23 protein-coding genes and 1 pseudogene are annotated in these 21111 nt (G+C 63.6%); 11 read left to right on the plus strand and 13 right to left on the minus strand.

Annotated features, from left to right (window positions below; all coding sequences use genetic code 11):
* Positions 1–12: 12 nt before the first annotated feature.
* From PCS43_RS28245 to PCS43_RS28270, 6 genes are read right to left on the minus strand one after another with little or no spacing between them, the layout of a single operon-like run.
* Positions 13–429: an arsenate reductase ArsC gene (locus PCS43_RS28245; protein WP_003944644.1), complete on the minus strand. Its 417-nt coding sequence runs from the start codon at positions 427–429 to the stop codon at positions 13–15.
* On the minus strand, positions 426–1514 hold the full coding sequence (gene arsB / locus PCS43_RS28250) for an ACR3 family arsenite efflux transporter (protein ID WP_003944591.1): 1089 nt from the start codon (positions 1512–1514) through the stop codon (positions 426–428). The genes PCS43_RS28245 and arsB overlap by 4 nt, the downstream gene beginning before the upstream one ends.
* Complete coding sequence (locus PCS43_RS28255) at positions 1511–1894, minus strand: ArsR/SmtB family transcription factor (RefSeq protein ID WP_037131620.1); 384 nt, start codon at positions 1892–1894, stop codon at positions 1511–1513. The genes arsB and PCS43_RS28255 overlap by 4 nt, the downstream gene beginning before the upstream one ends.
* Positions 1895–1918: 24 nt before the next feature.
* Positions 1919–2245, minus strand: a complete 327-nt coding sequence (locus tag PCS43_RS28260; protein ID WP_270923150.1) for a DUF3349 domain-containing protein — start codon at positions 2243–2245, stop codon at positions 1919–1921.
* A gap of 36 nt (positions 2246–2281) precedes the next feature.
* Positions 2282–2953 carry an arsenate reductase ArsC gene (locus PCS43_RS28265; RefSeq protein WP_011331629.1) on the minus strand — a complete coding sequence of 224 codons (672 nt, stop codon included), beginning with the start codon at positions 2951–2953 and terminating at the stop codon, positions 2282–2284.
* Positions 2950–3642: an arsenate reductase/protein-tyrosine-phosphatase family protein gene (locus PCS43_RS28270; RefSeq protein ID WP_270923151.1), complete on the minus strand. Its 693-nt coding sequence runs from the start codon at positions 3640–3642 to the stop codon at positions 2950–2952. Before PCS43_RS28270 ends, PCS43_RS28265 begins: the two co-directional genes overlap by 4 nt.
* A 231-nt stretch (positions 3643–3873) precedes the next feature.
* Between PCS43_RS28270 and pstS the strand changes: the two genes are divergently transcribed.
* From pstS to PCS43_RS28300, 6 genes are all read left to right on the plus strand, one after another.
* The gene (pstS, locus tag PCS43_RS28275; RefSeq protein ID WP_270923152.1) at positions 3874–5001 is read left to right on the plus strand and encodes a phosphate ABC transporter substrate-binding protein PstS; all 1128 of its coding nucleotides are present in this window, start codon (positions 3874–3876) and stop codon (positions 4999–5001) included.
* Positions 5002–5099: 98 nt separating this feature from the next.
* Positions 5100–6080 (plus strand): phosphate ABC transporter permease subunit PstC, encoded by a 981-nt coding sequence (pstC, locus tag PCS43_RS28280; RefSeq protein WP_270923153.1) that lies wholly within the window; start codon positions 5100–5102, stop codon positions 6078–6080.
* On the plus strand, positions 6077–6979 hold the full coding sequence (gene pstA / locus PCS43_RS28285; RefSeq protein ID WP_003944617.1) for a phosphate ABC transporter permease PstA: 903 nt from the start codon (positions 6077–6079) through the stop codon (positions 6977–6979). The genes pstC and pstA overlap by 4 nt, the downstream gene beginning before the upstream one ends.
* A gap of 21 nt (positions 6980–7000) precedes the next feature.
* Positions 7001–7777 (plus strand): phosphate ABC transporter ATP-binding protein PstB, encoded by a 777-nt coding sequence (gene pstB, locus PCS43_RS28290; RefSeq protein ID WP_118606089.1) that lies wholly within the window; start codon positions 7001–7003, stop codon positions 7775–7777.
* Positions 7778–7868: 91 nt separating this feature from the next.
* Positions 7869–8618 (plus strand): winged helix-turn-helix transcriptional regulator, encoded by a 750-nt coding sequence (locus PCS43_RS28295; protein ID WP_054186436.1) that lies wholly within the window; start codon positions 7869–7871, stop codon positions 8616–8618.
* Between the two features lie 52 nt (positions 8619–8670).
* Positions 8671–9735 carry a helicase associated domain-containing protein gene (locus tag PCS43_RS28300; RefSeq protein ID WP_011331631.1) on the plus strand — a complete coding sequence of 355 codons (1065 nt, stop codon included), beginning with the start codon at positions 8671–8673 and terminating at the stop codon, positions 9733–9735.
* A gap of 360 nt (positions 9736–10095) precedes the next feature.
* Here the strand turns inward: PCS43_RS28300 and PCS43_RS28305 are convergent, their stop codons facing one another.
* Entirely contained in the window at positions 10096–10518 is a 423-nt protein-coding gene (locus PCS43_RS28305; RefSeq protein ID WP_011331632.1) for a heavy metal-responsive transcriptional regulator, read from the minus strand.
* 339 nt (positions 10519–10857) lie between these two features.
* Between PCS43_RS28305 and PCS43_RS28310 the strand changes: the two genes are divergently transcribed.
* The 4 genes from PCS43_RS28310 to PCS43_RS28325 are packed head-to-tail and all read left to right on the plus strand — an operon-like array spanning position 10858 to position 14356.
* Positions 10858–11238 carry an ArsR/SmtB family transcription factor gene (locus tag PCS43_RS28310; protein WP_003944657.1) on the plus strand — a complete coding sequence of 127 codons (381 nt, stop codon included), beginning with the start codon at positions 10858–10860 and terminating at the stop codon, positions 11236–11238.
* Positions 11231–13183: a heavy metal translocating P-type ATPase gene (locus PCS43_RS28315; protein WP_003944623.1), complete on the plus strand. Its 1953-nt coding sequence runs from the start codon at positions 11231–11233 to the stop codon at positions 13181–13183. The genes PCS43_RS28310 and PCS43_RS28315 overlap by 8 nt, the downstream gene beginning before the upstream one ends.
* On the plus strand, positions 13180–13704 hold the full coding sequence (gene lspA / locus PCS43_RS28320) for a signal peptidase II (RefSeq protein WP_011133466.1): 525 nt from the start codon (positions 13180–13182) through the stop codon (positions 13702–13704). The genes PCS43_RS28315 and lspA overlap by 4 nt, the downstream gene beginning before the upstream one ends.
* Positions 13705–13753: 49 nt before the next feature.
* Positions 13754–14356, plus strand: a complete 603-nt coding sequence (locus tag PCS43_RS28325) for a cadmium resistance transporter (RefSeq protein ID WP_003944587.1) — start codon at positions 13754–13756, stop codon at positions 14354–14356.
* Between the two features lie 362 nt (positions 14357–14718).
* Here PCS43_RS28325 and PCS43_RS28330 read toward each other — a convergent pair whose 3' ends face one another.
* The 6 genes from PCS43_RS28330 to PCS43_RS28355 all read right to left on the minus strand — a co-directional run bounded on the left by PCS43_RS28330 (position 14719) and on the right by PCS43_RS28355 (position 20156).
* Positions 14719–16086: an MBL fold metallo-hydrolase gene (locus PCS43_RS28330; protein WP_003944677.1), complete on the minus strand. Its 1368-nt coding sequence runs from the start codon at positions 16084–16086 to the stop codon at positions 14719–14721.
* Positions 16087–16139: 53 nt separating this feature from the next.
* On the minus strand, positions 16140–16409 hold the full coding sequence (locus PCS43_RS28335) for a metal-sensitive transcriptional regulator (protein WP_003944639.1): 270 nt from the start codon (positions 16407–16409) through the stop codon (positions 16140–16142).
* A gap of 78 nt (positions 16410–16487) precedes the next feature.
* Positions 16488–17261, minus strand: a complete 774-nt coding sequence (locus tag PCS43_RS28340; RefSeq protein WP_003944622.1) for a sulfite exporter TauE/SafE family protein — start codon at positions 17259–17261, stop codon at positions 16488–16490.
* A complete protein-coding gene (locus PCS43_RS28345; protein WP_011133463.1) occupies positions 17261–17677 on the minus strand; it encodes a DUF302 domain-containing protein in 417 nt (138 codons plus the stop codon). The genes PCS43_RS28340 and PCS43_RS28345 overlap by 1 nt, the downstream gene beginning before the upstream one ends.
* A 44-nt stretch (positions 17678–17721) precedes the next feature.
* Entirely contained in the window at positions 17722–17973 is a 252-nt protein-coding gene (locus PCS43_RS28350) for a YgaP-like transmembrane domain (protein ID WP_003944652.1), read from the minus strand.
* Between the two features lie 26 nt (positions 17974–17999).
* Positions 18000–20156: an MMPL family transporter gene (locus PCS43_RS28355; protein WP_030538075.1), complete on the minus strand. Its 2157-nt coding sequence runs from the start codon at positions 20154–20156 to the stop codon at positions 18000–18002.
* 544 nt (positions 20157–20700) lie between these two features.
* Here PCS43_RS28355 and PCS43_RS28360 point away from each other — a divergent pair.
* Positions 20701–21087: pseudogene (locus PCS43_RS28360) on the plus strand (HAD-IC family P-type ATPase); the annotation flags it as partial.
* Positions 21088–21111: the final 24 nt, after the last annotated feature.

A 21111-nucleotide genomic window follows, 5' to 3' on the forward strand; every position in this document is an offset into this window, starting at 1 on the left:
CAGTACGAGCGGTCAGCGCGATACCGACGGGGCGGTGAGTTCGCTGATCAAGGCTTGGACGCGGGTTTTGATCTCGTCGCGGATCGGGCGAACCGCGTCGATGCCTTGGCCGGCGGGATCGTCGAGGACCCAGTCGCGGTAGCTCTTGCCGGGGAAGATCGGGCAGGTGTCGCCGCATCCCATCGTGATCACGACATCCGAATCCTGCACGGCGTCGGTGGTGAGGATCTTCGGGGTCTGGGCAGAGATGTCGATTCCGAGCTCGGCCATCGCCTCGACCGCGGCGGAGTTGATGGTCTCCGCGGGGGCAGATCCGGCGGAGCGGACCTCGATGGCATCGCCGGCGAGGTGGCTCAGGAATCCCGCGGCCATCTGCGATCGGCCGGCGTTGTGGACACAGACGAACAGGACGCTGGGCTTGTCGGTCATGGGGCTGAAACCTTTCCGTCAGTGGGTGTGAAGCGTTTGCGTAGAGCAAGGGAGACATAGACCAGCCCGACGAGCACCGGTACCTCGATCAGCGGGCCGACTACGCCGGCAAGAGCTTGCCCCGAGGTGGCGCCGTAGGTGGCGATGGCTACGGCGATCGCGAGTTCGAAGTTGTTGCCCGCGGCGGTGAACGCCAGGGTCGTCGTGCGTTCATAGCCCAATCCGATTGCGGCGCCGAGGACGTAGCCTCCGCCCCACATGAGCGCGAAGTACGCGAGCAAGGGCAGCGCGATCCGGACGACGTCCCAGGGCTGGGAGGTGATCTGTTCGCCCTGCATCGAGAAGAGCACGACGATGGTGAACAGCAGACCGTAGAGCGCCCAGGGGCTGATCTTGGGGATGAACTTGTTGTCGTACCAGTCGCGGTCTTTGGCGCGTTCACCGAAGAAGCGGGACAGAAAACCTGCCAGCAGCGGGATACCGAGGAAGATCAGGACCGATTTCGCGATCTGCCAGGGCGAGGTGTCGATGGTGGTCTGTTCGAGGCCGAGCCACCCGGGCAGGACCGAGAGGTAGAACCAACCGAGCACGGCGAACATGATCACCTGGAACACCGAGTTGATGGCGACCAGCACCGCGGCGGCTTCGCGGTCTCCGCAGGCCAGGTCGTTCCAGATGATCACCATCGCGATGCAGCGAGCGATGCCGACGATGATCAAACCGGTTCGGTATTCCGGCAGGTCAGGCAGAAACAGCCAGGCGAGGGCGAACATCAGCGCCGGGCCGAGAACCCAGTTCAGGAACAGGGAGCCGGCGAGGAGTTTCTTGTCCCCGGTGACAGTGTCGAGGCGGTCGTAGCGAACTTTCGCCAACACCGGGTACATCATGATCAGCAGGCCGAGGGCGATCGGTAACGAGATGCCGTCGATCTGCACCTTGTCCAGGGCAGTGTTCACGCCGGGGATCCAGCGTCCAACCAGCAGGCCGACGACCATGGCCACGCCGATCCAGACCGCCAGATAGCGGTCGAGGGTGGAGAGTTTTCCGACGACTTCGGGGTGTTCGGTACTGGACGGGGCGCTCATACGGCGGTCTCCTGTGGGACGTCGGCGGCAGTGGATGATGCTTCCACGAGCAGAACGGCGGAAAGTTGTTGCAGGGCTGCGGGTATCACCCAGTAGTACACCCAGGTCCCGCGACGTTCGCAGTCGAGGAGTCCGGCCTGGCGCAACACCTTGAGGTGATGCGAAATCGTCGGCTGGGACAAGTCGAAGGTGTCGGAGATGTCGCAGACGCAGGCTTCACCGCCCTCGTGGCTGGCCACCAGGCTCAGCAGTCGCAGCCGGACGGGATCGCCGAGCGCTTTGAACATCCGGGCCAGATCACCAGCCCAGTCTTCGGTCAACGGTTCACGGTTGAGTGGCGAACAACAGGCGCCGGTCTCCGCCACATCTTGATTCGACATACATCAATATTGACATCGATCAAATCAGTTCGCAACATGGGGCACGCCTCTGGTTCTGCAGCACGGGAAGGCCCCTTCCCTGGACGCGGATTTCTCGATGGCCGCGCATACGGCACTCAGATCGGCGGGTGAGGGCATCCGCCGTGCGACAGCCGTGATGGCCACTTGGATGTCGATGGCCTCGGTGGCCGGCTCCCAGTCGAGCGCGATCACGATCTCACTGATCTGCGCAGGTGAGAACCGTTGATCCATCAGAGCCAGTAGCGGGCTGTGACCGTATCTCGGTGCGTCCTGCGGGTAGCCGCTGCGAAGCCAGTGCACAAAAGCGGTGACCACTGCCGGAATGAACATGAGAGACCTTCTTCGCAAGGAATTCATCGACGAGCATCAGTGCTGGGCGGCGATGTCGATCTCGTCGAGCAATGTGAGTACTCGCCGTTCGATCTCGTCACGGATCGGGCGGATCGCGTCGACCCCGAGACCTGCGGGGTCGGGAAGGACCCATTCTTCGTAGCGGCGTCCGGGGAAGATCGGGCATGCATCTCCGCAGCCCATCGTGATGACGACGTCCGCTGCGCGGACCACTTCGTCAGTCCATGGCTTGGGGTATTCACCGCTGATGTCGATGCCACGTTCGGCCATTGCTTCGATGGCAGCTTCGTTGACGCTGGTGCCGGGTTCGGATCCGCCGGACCATGCGACGGCACGTTCCCCGGCGAGTTTTTCGAAGAATCCCATGGCCATCTGGGAGCGTCCGGCGTTGTGCGTGCACAAGAACAACACGGTGGGTTTGCCGTCGTTGGAGAGTCCTTCGACCTTGGCCAGGGCGCGTAGTCGCTGCCGGGCGAAGCGTTCGGCCAGGAGAGGGAGGTAGTTGACGACGGAGGCGCGGCCGGCGAACTGGTCGTAGGAAGAATGCAGGAAACGCTCGATGGTTTCGGTGTTGAAGACGTCGGTGAATTCCGTGGCCAGGTGTGCGGCGGCGCTTTTGAGGGCTAACCGTTGATCGATGGTCAGGTCGTCGCGGTGATGTGTTGTGGTGCTGAGGTTGTCGGTCATGAGAGTTCTCCGTTCGGGAGGCAATGGGGGGCGAGTCGAGCGACTCGGTGGTCGATGTCGTCGAAGGCTCGGTCGAACGCTGCGGCACTACCGGTGCGGGCAGGGTCCGGAATCGACCAGTGAAGAGAGTTCGGGTTTTCGCGCATTTCTTCGTGGGCGTTGTCGCACACGGCGATGACCATGTCCCCGGGCGCGAGGACATCGGCGACATCGGCCGGGCGCGTGGCGTCGAGAGGTAGGTCGTGGCGGCGGGCGGCGGCGAGGGCTCCACTGTGAACTCGGGGAGCGGGGTGGGTGCCGGCCGATGCTGCCGGGATGTGGGATTGCTTGTTCCACAACGCCGCGGCCAGTTGCGAGCGCGCGGAATTGTGGGTGCACACGAACACGATCCGCGTCACAGCCAAGGGCGACGAGGTAGGAACGAGCACCTCCAGCGCGGTGGGCTCGAGTCGTAGGTAGGTACGGCGCTTGTCGCCTTCGGATCTCGATCGGTGCACGAGACCAGCGCGTTCGAGGACCCCGAGGTGGTGGGCGAGCAGATTCGAGGAGATGGAGAGTCGGCGTTGCAGTTCCGACGGCGATGCGTCGCCGAGGACGAGCATGTCCACGATCGACAACCGTGCCGGATCGGCCAGGGCGCCGTAGAAGGCGGACCGCTGTTCCAGCGAGAACTTTTGCTCAATACTCATTGAGTCAATAATCACTGAGTTAATTTGAGATTGTCAAGCAATACCTGCCGGTAGTCGGGCTGTTCATTCAACTTTCGCCCATGGATTCATGTTCCGTTCATTTTCGCAGCGATATCCGTTCATCCCCGGCCTCTAGGTTCATCACCCGAGCGGCAATCAGCGCTGCTCAGTGTCACTCGATCTCGGTGGCCGCGCGCCGCGCGAGCAACCCCGATACTTCGAAGGAACTACGTGAAGCTCAAGCGATCTGGCGCCGCCCTCAGTGTGCTGGCGGCCAGCACCCTCCTGCTTTCAGCGTGCGGCAGCGACAACAACACCGGCGCGACGGGTTCGACCGGAGCTACTGGCGCGGGCTCGACCTCGAATGTCGAGTGCGGCGGCAAGTCGGCACTCAAGGGCAGTGGTTCCACCGCCCAGGCCAACGCTATGACGCGTTTCGTGAATGCGTTCGAGCAGGCGTGCAGCGGACAGACCCTCAACTACACCTCCAACGGCTCGGGCGCCGGTGTGAGTGAGTTCATCGGAAACCAGACCGACATCGGTGGTTCCGATTCTCCGCTCAGCAAGGACAAGGGCGAGTACGACCGCGCGAAAGAACGCTGCACCAGCGACGCCTGGAACCTTCCCGTCGTCTTCGGCCCGCTCGCGGTGACCTACAACGTCAAGGGTGTCGACGACCTCGTGCTCGACGGCCCCACCTCTGCCAAGATCTTCAATGGTGCGATCACCACCTGGGACGATCCGGCGATCAAGGCTCTCAACGAGGGCGCTTCGCTGCCGTCGGAGAAGATCAACGTGATCTACCGCAACGACGAGTCGGGCACCACCGACAACTTCCAGAAGTACCTCGACGCAGCCTCGGACGGTGCTTGGGGCAAAGGCGCGGGCAAGTCGTTCGTCGGTGGCGTCGGTGAGGGCGCCAAGGGCAACGAGGGCACCTCCGCCGCCATCAAGAGCACCGAAGGCGCGATCACCTACAACGAGTGGTCCTTCGCCAAGGCTCAGAACCTGCAGACCGCCAAGATCGTGACCTCCGCCGGTCCCGAACCGGTCGAGATCAGCACCGAGACCGTCGGCAAGACCATCGCCGGGGCCACCATCAAGGGTGAGGGCAACGACCTCGTGCTCGACACGTCCACCTTCTACAAGCCTGCGGAGACCGGCGCGTACCCGATCGTGCTGGCTACCTACGAGATCGTGTGCTCGAAGTACCCCGACGCCGAGGTCGGCACCGCTGTCCGCGCGTTCCTGCAGTCCACGATCGGCGCCGGCCAGAACGGTCTCGAGGAAAACGGGTACATCCCGCTCCCGAGCGCGTTCCAGCAGAAGCTGACCACCGCAGTCAACGCGATCTCCTGATTGCCTGATCAGCGATGGCTCTGCACCCCGACGACGTAACCCGCTCCCCGGAGACGCCCACTGCGGCGGCTCCGGGGGCGGGCGGAAAGATACCCGGCATGCCTGATCACAGCGGCAAGACTTCCCTGACGATTCCCTCGTCTCTTTCGACCGGAAAACACCAGTTCGGTGACAAGGTCTTCCGGTGGCTGGCCACCGGTGCCGGTGCCACGATCGTCGTCTCCATCGGCCTGATCGCCATCTTCCTGCTCATTCGCGCCATCCCGTCGCTGCAAGCGAACAACGCGAATTTCTTCACCAGCACCGAATTCGTCACCAGCGATGCATCGAATCTGCGTTTCGGTATCCGTGACCTCCTGACGGTCACCGTGCTCAGTTCGGTGTTCGCTCTGGCGATTGCGGTGCCGATCGCACTGGGTATCGCTGTGTTCTTGACGCAGTACGCGCCAGCGCGTCTCTCTCACGCTTTCGGCTCGATCGTCGATCTCCTCGCCGCGGTGCCCTCGATCGTGTTCGGTCTCTGGGGAATTTTCATCCTCGCCCCCAAGCTCAGCCCGGTCGCGGAGTTCCTCAACGACAACCTCGGCTGGTTCTTCCTCTTCAGCGAAGGCAACGTCTCCTTGACCGGAGGCGGAACCATTTTCACTGCGGGAATTGTTCTCGCGGTGATGATTTTGCCGATCATCACCTCGGTCACCCGTGAGGTATTCCGCCAGACGCCGCGCTCGCAGATCGAAGCGGCACAGGCGCTCGGTGCCACCAAATGGGAAGTCGTGCGTATGACCGTGCTGCCTTTCGGGCGCAGCGGCATCATTGCCGCGTCGATGCTCGGCCTGGGGCGCGCTCTCGGTGAAACAGTGGCCGTGCTGATCATCTTGCGTTCGGCTGCCAATGCCTCGAGCTGGTCGCTGTTCGACGGCGGTTACACCTTCGCCTCGAAGATCGCCTCTGCAGCGGCAGAGTTCAGTGCTCCCCTTCCGACCGGCGCGTACATCGCCGCTGGTTTCGTCCTCTTCGCATTGACCTTCGTCGTCAACGCACTCGCTCGCATGGTCGCGAAAGGCAAGGTCAACGGATGAGCGCCGATCTCCTCGATGCGCCGGCCAAGGCGCCGACGTTCCAAAGCATCAGCACCAGCCGCAAAGCCAAGAACGGTATCGCCACCGTACTGTTCTATGCTGCCTTCGGTATCGCGCTGATTCCTTTGGTCTGGGTGCTGTTCACCGTCATCGAAAAGGGATGGCGCGCCATCACCTCCTCCGGCTGGTGGACGAATTCTCTGCAGGGTGTGCTTCCGGAACAGTTCGCCGGCGGCATCTACCATGCGCTGTACGGCACCTTGATCCAAGCAGCGATCGCAGCGCTCATCTCCGTCCCGCTCGGCATCATGGCCGCGATCTACCTGGTCGAATACGGGCGCGGAGCCTTTGCTCGCACAGTGACCTTCATGGTCGACGTTCTCGCAGGTGTGCCCTCGATCGTTGCGGCGTTGTTCGTTTTCAGCCTGTGGATCGCAACTCTCGGATTCGAACAGAGCGCTTTTGCCGTCTCGCTGGCGCTGGTGCTGCTGATGCTGCCGGTCGTCGTACGCAACACCGAGGAAATGCTCAAGCTCGTCCCGGACGAGCTTCGGGAAGCCTCCTATGCACTGGGCGTCCCGAAGTGGAAGACGATCATGCGCATCGTCATCCCGACCGCGATGCCGGGCATTATCAGCGGAGTCTTGCTCTCCATCGCCCGAGTCATGGGTGAAACAGCTCCGGTCCTCGTGCTCGTCGGCTATTCCCGCTCGATCAATTTCGACGTCTTCGAAGGCAACATGGCCTCGCTCCCGCTGCTGATCTACACCGAGCTGATCAACCCGCAGCCTGCAGGCCAGCTCCGAGTGTGGGGCGCAGCCCTGACGCTGATCATCGTCATGGCACTCCTCAACCTTCTGGCGGCGCTCGCGACCCGCTTCCTCACCAACAAGCGCTAGAAACGGACAGGAACACCAGACATGGCCAAGCGCCTCGACATCAAAGATCTCAACATCTACTACGGCAAGTTTCACGCTGTCGCCGATGTGGGCCTGTCCGTCCCGCCCCGGAGCGTCACCGCCTTCATCGGCCCGTCCGGCTGCGGAAAGTCGACGGTCCTGCGCACCCTCAACCGCATGCACGAAGTAATCCCCGGTGCGCGCGTCGAGGGTTCGGTCCTGCTCGACGGCGAGGACATCTACGATTCCAGCGTCGATTCGGTCGGCGTCCGCAAGACCATCGGCATGGTCTTCCAGCGACCCAACCCCTTCCCGACCATGTCCATCAAGGACAACGTCGTCGCCGGCCTGAAACTGAGCGGTGAACGCAACAGGAAAAAGCTCGACGAGGTAGCCGAGCGTTCGCTGCGCGGCGCCAACCTGTGGAACGAGGTCAAGGATCGCCTCGACAAGCCCGGTGGCGGCCTCTCAGGCGGTCAGCAGCAGCGTCTGTGCATCGCGCGTGCCATCGCCGTCTCGCCCGACGTCCTGCTCATGGACGAGCCGTGCTCCGCGCTCGACCCGATCTCGACTCTCGCGATCGAGGACCTGATCACCGAGCTGAAGAAGGACTTCACGATCGTCATCGTCACGCACAACATGCAGCAGGCTGCGCGTGTGAGTGACCAGACGGCATTCTTCAACCTCGAGGCAACCGGTAAGCCCGGTCGACTCGTCGAGATCGACGACACCGAGAAGATCTTCTCGAACCCGACACAAAAAGCTACCGAGGACTACATCTCCGGCCGCTTCGGCTGAGCGACACTGTGGCTGTGTGGGCAGTCGACCTCCTCCTCACCGGCTACTTCAGGTGAGACAATGGGTACGTTCTGAAATAGGGGGTCGACAGTTGACTATCGAATTGCGTCAGCCGGACCGGGAGGTCGCTGCGGGAGCGCATTACGGCTACTCCTTGGCCGATTCGCATACGCGTCTGCTTCTGGCGGAGCCGGACCCAGCCACCGCTGCGCAGTTCATGGCGGCCGCCGACCACATGGGGATTCGCACCGACTGGTGCCGTGACGGTGCCGAGACTCTACTGGCGGTGGGTGCGGAGGTGCCGACCGTCCTGATCTTGGCTGCTCACACCGACAACGTCGACGCCGCACGAGTGGTGGCCACGATTCGAAGCCGGTCCGATGTTCCGATCCTGGTCGGTGCAGCCAAGTCGGGCGACGAGCGCATCGTGCGCGAAGTCCTCGCCGCGGGCGCCTCGGCGGTCGTTGCCCGCCCGTACGACATCACCACCATTGCTCCGTTCGCCGGCATCACCACACTCTCACCCGCCGAAGACAGTGTCGTCACCGCCGGACCGATCCGGGTCAACCCCAGTGGCTACGAGACCCGCGTCGGAAACCGCGAAGTACAGTTGACTCAGCGGGAACTCGAACTGCTCGTCTACCTGATCAAACGCCGCGGCCACGTCGCCAGCCAAAGCGAGATCAGCCTCGCAGTATGGGGTCACAGCGCCGAAACGAACACCGTCGCGGTGCACGTGAAGCGGCTACGTGAAAAACTCGGCTCGGATGCGCAGCACGGACAGTTCATTCGCACCATCCGCGGCGCCGGCTACCGCCTCGCTCCTTCCTTATGTGCATGAACCCATCAGCTCTCTGCGGTAGCAGAACCCGGAAGAACTCCCAGGTCGTGTGATGGGCGCACCCACAGACGACTGGGAATCAGGATTCCGAGCGCTGACGAAGTTCGTCGAACTCAAAGGTCATGCCGGCCCCGCAGGTCGAGTCCATGCGTTCGGAATCGACCTCGGCGGGTGGGTGGCACGTCGACGGATCGCATACTGGGACGGCACACTCTCCGCCGGTGAAGCCGACCTCCTCGAAAACCTACCCGGCTGGACCTGGGGGAAACCGCGACGCAAAAGTTGGCGAGCAGCACTGTCCGCATTATCGGACGAGCTCGCCGCGCGCCCCGACACGGACCTGTCGTCGACTCTCGTGATCGATGGTATCGATCTGGTCGCATGGGCGAACGCCCAGCGCACAGCCCACCAGAATGGCGAGCTCACCGACACCCAGATTCTCATGCTCGAAGCCCTACCCGCCTGGATGTGGGACAACGACACCGTTCGTTGGGAAACCGGGCGCTCTGCACTCGAGATGTACCTCCGAGAGCACGATGGTGCCGATGTCCCTCGCTCAGCGCGCGCCAACAGCTTCGACGTGGGCAAATGGGTGTTCCGCTGCCGAGAAGAGCATCGCGCCGGCACCCTGCCCCCGGATCGTATCGCCGAACTGAACAAGCTCCCAGGGTGGCGATGGGGCCGCGAGAGCGACGCGTGGATACAGGGGATCTCGGCCCTTAAGGCCTACACCGCCATCCACGGAACAGCCTCCCCCCGACAATCAGAGATCCTCGACGGGTTCTCCCTCGGACAGTGGGTCCACCACCGGCGCCGCGACTACAAAACCGGCACCCTGGCGATCGAGAAAATCGCCGCCCTCGAAGCGCTGCCCGGCTGGGACTGGGATCCTTTCCAAACACAATGGGAGAGAGGGTTTTCCGTATTGACTCAGTTCGTCGCGAACTCCGGTCATGCTCGACCATCCAAGAGCGCGGTCACCGGAACTTATCCCCTCGGCGAATGGGTCAGCACCCAACGAAAACACCACCACCGAGGAATTCTGTCCGACGCCCGCTCCGCACGACTCGAACAACTTCCAGGTTGGCGCTGGATCGACGACAAACAGCACGAGTAAACCCGGCAAGTGAACCGTCGCAAGACAACCCCACTCATGCTCGCCAGCAACCTTGGATCACAGCGATGCAGGTTTCGCAGAGGATTCCTGCTTTCCAAGGCAAGGCGAAGTGCACATGGCTCCCTGGGAACGAAAGTTCCGGAAACGCTCAATGGTGACCTCGGCCCCCGAGTGGCGGCGCCTGTCAATTCCCGCACCCGGAGAATCCGCCGAATCGATGTTCCCGACAGATCCCGACACCACTACTTCTGCACCGGACTGATCAACACACCGGCAACACCGCTACAACCGCTTCGCTCACCTCATCACATTGCTGAGCGCCGAACCTGCTGAAACAGGGGGGTGCACCCGCAATCGATTTCACGATTCAGCAACACCGTCCTGAGGCTCAGATTCCAGGATCCAGCACACACCGACATCGTCGGTTTCCGGCGGAATCCCACTTTCCGCTCGACCCAGCAGCGCAACAAGGTTTGTTTCGAGGGTGGCAAGTTCGCGGATCTTGCCACGAACCTGGGAGAGATGCTCCGAGAGCATCTCCACGACCTGCTCACAAGGAGCCGCCCCGCGGTCATGGGTGGTGAGGATCTGGCGGATCTCTCGCAAGGTGAGACCTGCAGACTGGGCGCTGCGGACGAACCGCAAACGCGAAAGAGATTCCGGACCGAAATCCCGGTAGCCGTTGGACTTTCGGACCGGGACGGGAATCACCCCACTGTCCTCGTAGAAACGCAGCGTCTTCGGGGCAACGCCACTCCGAGCGGCCAGTTCACCAATTTTCACGAGATCCTTGACCTTCCATCGCACTGGAATGTCCATTATGGATGACGTTCGGGAACCGCAGGTGACTCGGACCGCTCGTCGTCGCGCTGACGGCGAACGCTCAGAAGGAGGTGTGAAATGAACCCACTGGAGATGTTGTGCGACTGGCTGTGTCGAGCGATGGGTCCTTGCTGTCCCCCCATGTGATGCCGTGGCGAGCAACTCGGAATCTACCGATGTCACTTCGCCGTTCCTGGTGAGGTACGTCGGCCGGCCACCGTTCGGCTGGCGTACCGCATTCACTTCCAAGTCCGGTGCATCACCCTTCCTCGAATCGCCCTACATTGCTATCATCGTTTTATGACGATGAATAACGAGTCGGGATGCCTCGCTGCAACCGGCAGCGGGTCCAGTCTGGATGCGGCAGTGGCACTGTTCCACAGTCTCTCGGATGGCACCCGGTTGTCGATCGTGCGCCGTCTCGCCGAAGGAGAAGCGCGGGTTGCGGATTTGATCGGTGAACTCGGCCTCGCCCAGTCGACGGTGTCCGCACATGTCGCATGCCTACGTGATTGCGGTCTGGTCGACGGCAGACCAGAAGGTCGGCAGGTGTTCTACTCGCTGGCCCGACCGGAGTTGATGGACCTACTCGCCTCGGCGGAGACGCTGCTTGCCGCGACAGGGAACGCGGTTGCCCTGTGCCCGAATTACGGCACCGACACCGGAGATAGCCGTGAGTGACGCGTGCGGCTGCGGCCACGACGAACCCCGCGCCGAGGGCGAGGAAGAACACGAGATCGAAAAGTGGTGGCAGGTTACCGAGATCCGGGCGGCCGCAGCAGCGGGCGTGCTGCTGATCGCGGCCCTGACAGTCCGGCTGGCCGGCGGGCCTGATGCTCTCGGGATCGGCTTCGAAGCGGGCGCGCTGATCATTGCCGGCTACACCTTCGTCCCGTCCACTCTCACACGCCTGGCCAAGGGCAAGATCGGCGTCGGCACCCTGATGACGATCGCGGCCGTCGGCGCGGTACTGCTCGGCGAGGTCGGCGAAGCAGCCATGCTCGCATTCTTGTTCGCGATCAGCGAGGGACTCGAAGAGTATGCCGTCACCCGCACTCGCCGTGGCCTGCGCGCCCTGCTGTCCCTGGTCCCGGACACCGCGACAGTGCTCCGCGGCGGCCGGGAGGAAACCGTCCCGCCCTCGGAGCTCGAGCTCGGTGAGGTCATGATCGTCAAGCCCGGGGAACGGATCGCCACCGACGGCATCATTCGCAGCGGGCGCACCGCCCTGGATACCTCCGCGATCACCGGAGAGTCGATGCCCGTCGAAGCCGGTCCCGGCGACGAGGTGTTCGCCGGGTCGATCAACGGCACCGGCGTCCTCGAAGTCGAGGTCACCGCAGATGCGCAGGACAATTCGCTGGCCAAGATCGTGCGGATCGTCGAGGCCGAGCAGTCCCGCAAGGGCGAGGCGCAACGCCTCGCCGACAAGATCGCCAAGCCGCTGGTTCCGGGCGTGATGATCGTCGCCGCGGCTATCGCCGCGGTCGGTAGCATGCTCGGTGATCCGCTGGTGTGGATCGAACGAGCCCTGGTGGTACTGGTCGCCGCGTCGCCGTGCGCGCTGGCCATCGCGATCCCCGTCACCGTTGTCGCCGCAATCGGCGCAGCATCCAAGCTCGGCGTCCTGGTCAAGGGCGGCGCTGCCCTCGAAGCGCTCGGCCGGATCCGCACCGTCGCGTTGGACAAGACCGGCACCCTTACCCGCAACCAACCCGCCGTGATCGACGTCGCGACCGCGAACGGCGCCGACCGCGGGGACGTTCTCGCGGTGGCCGCAGCGTTGGAAGCGCGTAGCGAGCACCCTCTCGCTCGCGCGATTCTCGCCGCCGTCGAGGACTATGTGCCTGCCGACGACGTGGACGCGGTCACAGGGGCGGGCTTGACCGGCTACATCGACGGCATACCTGTGCGCCTCGGTCGACCGGGCTGGATCGACCCGGGTCCGCTGGCAGGGGATATCGAGCGGATGCAGCATGCCGGCGCCACTGCGGTGCTGATCGAGCGCGCCGGAACGGTCATCGGGGCGGTCGCCGTCCGTGACGAGCTCCGACCGGAAGCACGTGAGGTGGTTGCCGGGCTACGACGCGGCGGGTACACCGTCGCGATGCTCACCGGCGACAACGAACGCACCGCCCAAGCGCTGGCCGCCGACGTCGGCATCGACGACGTGCACGCCGACCTGCGCCCGGAGGACAAGGCACGGATCGTGGAAACCTTGCGTGCGCGCCGCCCGACGGCAATGGTCGGGGACGGTGTCAACGACGCCCCCGCCCTGGCCACCGCCGACTTGGGCATTGCCATGGGCGCGATGGGATCCGACGTGGCCATCGAGACCGCCGATGTTGCTCTGATGGGCGAAGACCTGCGGCACCTGCCGCAGGCGTTGGCGCACGCGCGCCGCTCCCGGACCATCATGCTGCAGAACGTCGGACTGTCGCTGGCGATCATCACCGTCCTGATGCCGTTGGCCTTGTTCGGGGTCCTCGGCCTGGCCGCCGTGGTCCTGGTGCACGAGGTCGCTGAGATCGTGGTCATCGCCAACGGTGTCCGGGCCGGCCGCGCGCAAGCCTTCCCCACCGGATCGGTACCCGCACCGGCGGGGAAGGTCGAGGCCCGCACGTGAGCGAATTAGCGGCTCGATCAATCCGCACAGGTAGCACGCGGCGGGTGATTCTCGTGGTCGTCGGTCTCGCTCTCATCGCGATCGCACTGTCGGCCGAACCCGTTGCGCGCCGTACCCTTTCCGGTGCACGCACCGTCGATATGGGATTGCTGCAACTGAAGTTGGCGTACAACAGCGGTGTCGCGTTCAGCATCGGCCAACAGCTTCCGGCCTGGATCATCCTCGCGGTCACCGCCGCCATCACTCTCGGCGTCGGAATTTACGCCTGGCGCACCGTCCCCACCGCTTCACTGGTGGGGACGGTGGGTTGGTCGGCGATCCTCGCCGGAGCTGCCGCCAACGTGATCGATCGTGCCGTCGACGGAAAGGTCACCGACTATTTCCACACCGGCTGGTGGCCCACCTTCAACCTCGCCGACACCTACATCACCTGCGGCGTCGTGCTGCTCGTCGCATCACTGATCTTTGAGTCCACCCACGACCCGGCCGATCCCCCGCCCGCACAGGAGAGTTCGAAATGACAGCAATACCCGAGATCAGGCCGCGCCGCGGCAGCCGCCGGATGCGAGGATGATCGGCACCATCGCCGCGGCGGTAGCGATGTTCGCCGGCACCAACATCGACGACATCGTCGTACTGACCGTCCTGTTCGTCGCCTCCGCCAGTCAAGGACGGCCGCGGGCATGGCAGATCGTTGCCGGCCAGTACCTCGGCCTGATCACCCTCGTCGCGATCAGTGTGGTCGCCGCCCTCGGGTTGGTGATCGTGCCCGAGGACTGGGTTGGACTACTCGGATTACTTCCCCTGTCGCTAGGAATCTGGGGACTGATCCAGGGCTTACGCAGCGACGGAGACGGTGAACCCGTAGTGGTCGCGGCCGGGACGATCAGCGTCGCCGCCATCACCATCGCCAACGGCGCCGACAACATCGCCGTCTACACCCCGGTCTTCCGCACTCTCGGTGCGCCCCAGACCATCGTTACCATCGCCGTGTTCCTGATCTGTGTCGGACTCTGGTGCGCCGCCGGCAGAATGCTCGGCACCCACAAGAAGGTCATCGACACCCTCGAGCGCGTCGAGCACTGGCTCGTGCCCACAGTCTTCATCGGGCTGGGCGTCATCATCCTGCTCGAATCCGGTGTGATCGGCCGCCTGATCGCCGCCGCGGCATGACCGACACTGCTGGCACGGTGGCACCTTGATCCGTCCCGGCTCCTCGCGGTCGCCGGGGCACGCGGATGTCTGCGACTCCGCGCACCGCATCCCGGCCGGAACCGTGCATGGCGCGTCACAACGGTCCGGCCACCGAAGCAAAGGCGAGCGGAAGATCCAGTGCGAATTGGCAGAACGACAAACTCGGACGGCGCCCGAATGATCGTTGGACCAGCGGTGGCCGCCTTCTCGGACGTCGGCACGGGCAGGGGTTGGGCTTCCTGCCCTCTGTCGGAATTATCCGATGGCCGTTTGCTGAAATCGGGGAGATCAGCCCCGTGAACCACTCGCATCGTGCGGCTTGCGCAGCGGCGGCGCATTCGTCAGGCGGGCGATGTGTGGAGGCCGAGCTGCACGGCATGCTCGTAGTCATCGTCGATGAGGACCACTGTGCGGTGTTCGCGGTCGAGAAGTGAAGCGGCGATCGATGCGCGGTAACCGGATGCGCAGTGCACCCACACTTCGGCCGCGGAAACTTCCTCGAGTCGGTGTGGTAGCTCGTGGAGGGGGATGTTCACGGCACCAGGAAGGTGGCTGTCCGCGTACTCGGACTGTTGACGCGCATCGAGGACGCTTATCTCACGTTCGCCGGTGGCCGCCGCGAGTCCGGCGAAGTCGGATACATCGTAGGAGCGGACCTTTCCGTCGCCGACGAGCGAGTGAATCTCACCGACGGCGGATCCGGAGGGACTGTCGATGCCGATCCGAGCCAGCTCGCGGGTCGCCTCGGCGATCTGGTCGGTTGTTTCACCGATCAGCGTCAACGGCACGCCCCACTGATAAAGCCATCCGAGATAGGTGACGAAGCTGGTCGACAGTTCGAACCCGAGAGAGCCATCGACGTGGCCGGCGGCGAAAGCGGTGCGTGCTCGTAGGTCAACGACCCATTGCCCGGCGTCGATGCGGCGACGTAGTTCGTCTGGATCGACGGGCTCGGGCATGGACAGGTCGATCGGGGCCGGCCCTTTGGTGTTGATGACGCCCATATGGGCGTAGTACGCGGGATATGCAGACAGGCCCGCGATCAGCTCGTCGACATAGGTGTGTTCGTCCTGAGTCAGTGCGGGGTTGGACTGCTGCTGTTCACCGATGGTGGATGAGTCCCCGCTGGTCGGAGTTGCGGCACAGAAGCTACCGAACCCATGTGTGGGGTAGACCTCCACCTCAGCGGCCAGTTCGGCCGCGATACGGCGGACCGAATGGTACTGCGCGTGGGTCAGTTCATCAGTGTGCTCGGAGCCGAGCAGGTCAGTGCGCCCGGTGGACCCGTAGAGCATGGAGCCGCCGGTGAAGATTGCGATCGGCTCGCCGCGCCGGTGCAGAACGTAACTGACGTGGTGATGAGTATGCCCTGGGGTGTGCATGACCTCGAACGTCGTCGATCCCGCGTCGACGACATCGCCGTCGACGACTGCTCGGCGCTCGTATTCGACCGGATCGCCGTCCGGGACGACGTATTCGGCACCCGTGGCGCGCGCAAGTTCCAGGCCGCCAGTGACGTAGTCGTTGTGGATGTGAGTTTCCAGCACGTGGGTGATGACAGCGTTCTTTTCTGCTGCCAGCGCCCGGACGCGGTCGATGTCGCGTTGTGGATCGATCACCACGGCGATACCGTCGTGGCTGATCAGATAGCTGCGGTCGCCGAGGCTGGAAGTTTCAATGATGGCGATGTCCGGGTCGGTCGTGCTCATGGGGAGCTCCTACATGTTGTCGGTCGGCCTCGTTCCTGATGTGAAGCGGGCGTTCAGGCCAGCGCCAGGAAGAGCTTTTCCAGTTCTGCTTCGGTCATGGGTTCTTTGTTGTCTGCCGCTTCGCCTGTCATGCACTCTCGGAGACCGGTAGCGACGATCTTGAAGCCAGCTTTGTCGAGGGCCCTGGAAACAGCGGCGAGCTGGGTGACAACGTCTTTGCAATCGCGTCCGTTCTCGATCATGCCGATCACTCCCGAGAGTTGGCCGTGTGCGCGGCGGAGGCGGTTGAGGACCAATGCGATGCTGTCTTCGTCGCCGATCATGGGGTCTCCTTCAGATGCATGATGATGCCAGAAATTGCCAGATTACCCCCGGGGGCATCCAACGGGGTGCACGGTAGATCATCCGAGAACGAGAGTGTCGATGAGGACGTAACCTGCCACGACAAACACCAGGTAGGCGAACCACTGCCGAAGTGAGTCCGTGGCGATGCGTGTACCGAATCGTCCGGCCACCAACGAACCCGCAATGGCTGAACCTGCGAACGCTGCCGTCAAGGGCCAGTTTCCACCTAGGCCGTCGGCCTGAGCGATGAGTCCGGCGGCGGAGTTGGCGACGATGACCACCAAAGAGGTTCCGACGGCGACACTCATCTCGATTCCCAGCAGCAGAACCAATGCGGGGATGATCAAGAAGCCCCCGCCGACGCCGAACAGTCCGGTAAGGACACCGACGCCGAATCCGGTCGGTATGGACCGAGGTGCGCATCGGCGCCAGTTGATCCCGGAATTGCTCGTCCTGCAGGCGGTTCCGGGATTGTCGGGGCTGCGCAGCATGCGTGCCCCCGCGAGGATCATGACGATCGCAAAGCCGATCATCACGGCAGTTTCAGGTAGATGCTTGCCAAGGGCAGTGCCGGCCAGGGTGCCGAGGACTCCGGTGGCGGCGAAGATTGCCGCGAGTCGCCATTCGATGAGCCGCGCCCGCACCTTGGAGATGACCCCGACCGCGGAGGCGACACCGATCACCAACAGCGAAGTCGGTATCGCCTCCGGCAGGGGGAACCCGAGAGCGTACACGAGGATCGGGACAGCGAGGATCGATCCACCGCCTCCGAGGAGACCGAGCAGGATTCCGACGGTGAGGCCGAGCGCCAGCGCCAGGGTCAACGTCATCAACTGCGCACTGCATCCCGACTGCCGAGCGTGTCCAGGGCGGCTTGGAGTTTGGTGGTGGCCTCGGCCGCGACATCTGACAGTGCTGGTTCGCCCGTCACTTGGACCATGAGGTCCGGGTTCATCGCCTCGACGATGACCGATCCGGCGGTGGTGTCGGCACGGACGACGACGTTGCAGGGCAGTAGCAGGCCGATCTCACGCACGATTCCTACGGCGCGGTGTGCAAGCGTGGGATTGCACGCGCCTAGGATCAGATACTTCTCCATGTCTGTGCCAAGTTTGGCTTTCAGGGTGGCCTGCATGTCAATTTCGGTCAGCACACCGAAGCCTTGCTCGGACAGTGCTGCTTTGGTGGCGGTGACCGCCGTCTCGAAGTCGGTGTCGGTCAAGGTGGTCGAGAGTGCGATGGTCATGGTGGAGAATTCCTTCCGTTCGTCGAACTGCGGCAATTGTGTGCCTATCCGCTTCGGGGGTGGCGAAGACTTGGTACGCCCGCTCTGGTGAGAAGCGCACTTGCCGGGCACCAGCCGACCGCGGCGTAGAGGGCGAGGTTCGCGGCGGCGAAGGCGCTGAGCAGCCTCCACCGTGGTGCGTGGAGTTCGCCGAGGGTCAGGCCCGTCGCGGTGACGCCGGCGGCCAGTGCGGGGACGATACGTTCGATCGGCCACCCGGCAGACGTGCTCGAATGCGTGATGTTCGGATCGGTCATGATTCCTCCGTGAGGTGTTGTAATGGTCAGTGCGAGAAGCGGATCGACGGCAACATTCTGCGCAGCCAGCCCGGTGCCCACCATGCAGCGTGACCGCTCAGCCGGAGCAGGACCGGGAGCAGGATCAGCCTGATCAGGAAGGCGTCGAGCAACACCGCGACGCCGAGGATGATGCCCATTTCCTTGGGTGGGAGCGGATCGGAGAGCGCGAAGGTGAAGAACACGGCGACCATGACCGCCGCAGCGGCGAAGATGACGCGTCCGGAGTGCGCGAGGCCGTCGACCTGAGCAGCCTTCGGGTCCCCGGTCTTCTCGTAGTGTTCTTTCGCGGTGGCGAGCAGGAACACGGTGTAGTCCATGGCGATGGCAAAGATCATCGCGAAGAAGAACACCGGCCCCCAGCCGTCGAGGAAACCTTGAGGGGTGAAGCCGAGCAGCGACGATCCGTGTCCGTCTTGGAAGATCAGCTTCGCAACCCCGAACGCTGCGGCGGTCGACAGCAAACTGACGGCGGTGCCGAGGATCGCGATCAGTGGTGCCTGCAGAGCGACGAGCAGCAGGATGAAGCCGAGGGCGAGGATGATCCCGATAACCAACGGTAGGTAGTCGTTCAGGGCTTGCTGCAGGTCGAGGTTCTCCGCTGGCGCGCCGCCGACGAGCGCGGACTCCGGTAGTTGTGCGCGTAGGTCACCGAGGATCGTGCCCATGGCCTCTGCGGAAGGGTCCACGGCAGGAAACGCTTGCAGCAGTGTGTAGTTCGAATCGTCTGTTGATGGTGTGGGCGGGGTGACCATCGAGATCCCGTCGACGCTGCTCGCTGCCGCGGCGGTAGCAGCCGCATCGGAAGACGGGACAACTATCTGCAGCGCGCCGGGTGCCCCGTCACCGAACTGGGCCTGAACCAACTCGTAACCTTGCCGAACGGGCGCATCGTCGGGAACGACAGCGATGGACGGCATTGCCACCTTCAGTCCCAGGACAGGTAAGGCCAGGGCGACGAGGATGCCGACGGAGACCAGCGCGAACGGCCATGGGTACTTGTGAAGCAATTCGCCCCACGCAGCGAACTTCGGGGATCGGTGCTGTTGGCGTTTCGCGTAAGGCAGGGATGCTGCGTTGACCTTGGGGCCGAGTGCGCCCAGCGTGGCCGGAAGAAGTGTCATGGTGGCGATCAGAACGAACGTGACGGCCAGCATGATGCCTACGGCCATGGTGCGCACGGCCGGTGCGGGAACGAGCAGCACTGCCGAGAGGCTGACCAGGACGGTAAGTCCGGACAGGAGCACCGCTTTGCCTGCGGTGTCCATGGTTTCGGCAACGGCTGCTCGTGGATCGGCCGTACGGAGGGCGTCGCGGAAGCGGGCGACGATGAACAAGGCGTAGTCGATGCCGAGAGCGAGGGCGAACATCATCGCGAAATTCATCGCCCATACCGAGATCGGTGTGACCTCGTTGAGCAGCACCAAACCGCCGGCGGAGGCGACGAGTCCGGCCACTGTGAGCAACAGCGGCAGCCCGGCAGCGACGAGGGAGCCGAATGCGAGCACCATGATCGCCAAAGTGACTGGCCAAGAGAATAGTTCAGCCTGAATCATCGCATCGTGGTTGGCTTTGTTGAAGTCGGACCACAACGCGGAGGATCCGGTGGGATAGACCTCGATACCGTCGCCGGAGAGTGCGGTCAGCTCGTCTTTGACATCGTCGACGGCTTTGACCATGTCGTCCGCGTTTGCGTTGGCGCCGGCGATGAGGATGCCGGTGTGGCCGTCGGGGCTGATGGTCATACCAGGCTGTGGGGCGATGACGGCACCGAACCGGGTGTCACCGTCGAACACAGCTGTGACGTCGATGAGTCTCTGCTGCACGGTGGGATCGTCGATCGACGCGGTGTCCGAATGGACCACCACCTGAACCGCGGCCGAGGAGTTCCCGCCGAAATGCTGTTGCGCGAGTTCACGGACCTGGACCGATTCGGATCCGTTGGCTTGCCACCCAGCACCCGCCAGTGACGAAAAAACCGACGGCGCTGCAGATCCGAGCGCGACAAGCGCGATCAGCCAGACACCGAACACCCATCGGCGGCGTGCGACCATCGCGCTTCCCAGGCGTCCGAGTATGCCGGGTGTAGATACGCGATCACGATCGTCACGACCGGTGGCCGTCACGGTGTCGGGCACAGACATAACTTCTCCTAAAATACGGGCTGGGGTATTCAAATGAGCGAGCTAGACCTCGGTAAACCTGACCCAATTGGAAGGTTAGGCCCTTGCACTCGCGACCGGGATTGGCGGCGAAACAGCGATCGCGAGGCGCTGGCGCCGATCGATAGGACCAACGGTCTCAGCAGAGCAGGTGCACTGCCGAGGCCGTGAAACATCCTTCGTGACGTCGTCGACATGTCGATCGCAACCTGCCCACGCGATCTTGTCGCATATCGGGCACGGGACGGGGTAACACATAGACAGTCCTTTCTGACGAGCGTCTACCCACTGTTGCATATACCCAGGGGGGTATGCAAGTACCCCTGGGGGTATACGCTCGGGTAGGCCGTTCGCTCCTCTCGGGCGCCCACCCGAGGGGGTGGGCCGTCCGGGTCGTCGAGTGCCCAGGCGAGGTACCGCTTTCTGGGTAGCCGACGCACACGTCGGCGCATCCGTCGAGACGACTCAGTCCGGGTGCGGCGGCCACGCCATCGGTGAGAGGTCTCGGGAACTCGTGGCGTGGATCGAGCGCGCCGGAACCGTCATCGGGGCAGTCGCCGTACGAGACGAGCTCCGACCGGAAGCACATGAGGTGATCGCCGGGCTACGACGCGGCGGGTACACCGTCGCGATGCTCACCGGCGACAACGAACGCACCGCCCAGGCGCTGGCCGCCGACGTCGGGATCGACGACGTGCACGCCGACCTGCGCCCGGAGGACAAGGCACGGATCGTGGAAACCTTGCGTGCGAACCGCCCGACGGCAATGGTCGGGGACGGTGTCAACGACGCCCCCGCCCTGGCCACCGCCGACTTGGGCATTGCCATGGGCGCGATGGGTTCCGACGTGGCCATCGAGACCGCCGATGTTGCTCTGATGGGCGAAGACCTGCAGCACCTGCCGCCGGCTCTGCATCCGATGAACCGAATGCTCGCA

It is taken from the genome of Rhodococcus sp. C-2 (genome assembly GCF_027854095.1).
Lineage (GTDB): Bacteria > Actinomycetota > Actinomycetes > Mycobacteriales > Mycobacteriaceae > Rhodococcus_F > Rhodococcus_F qingshengii.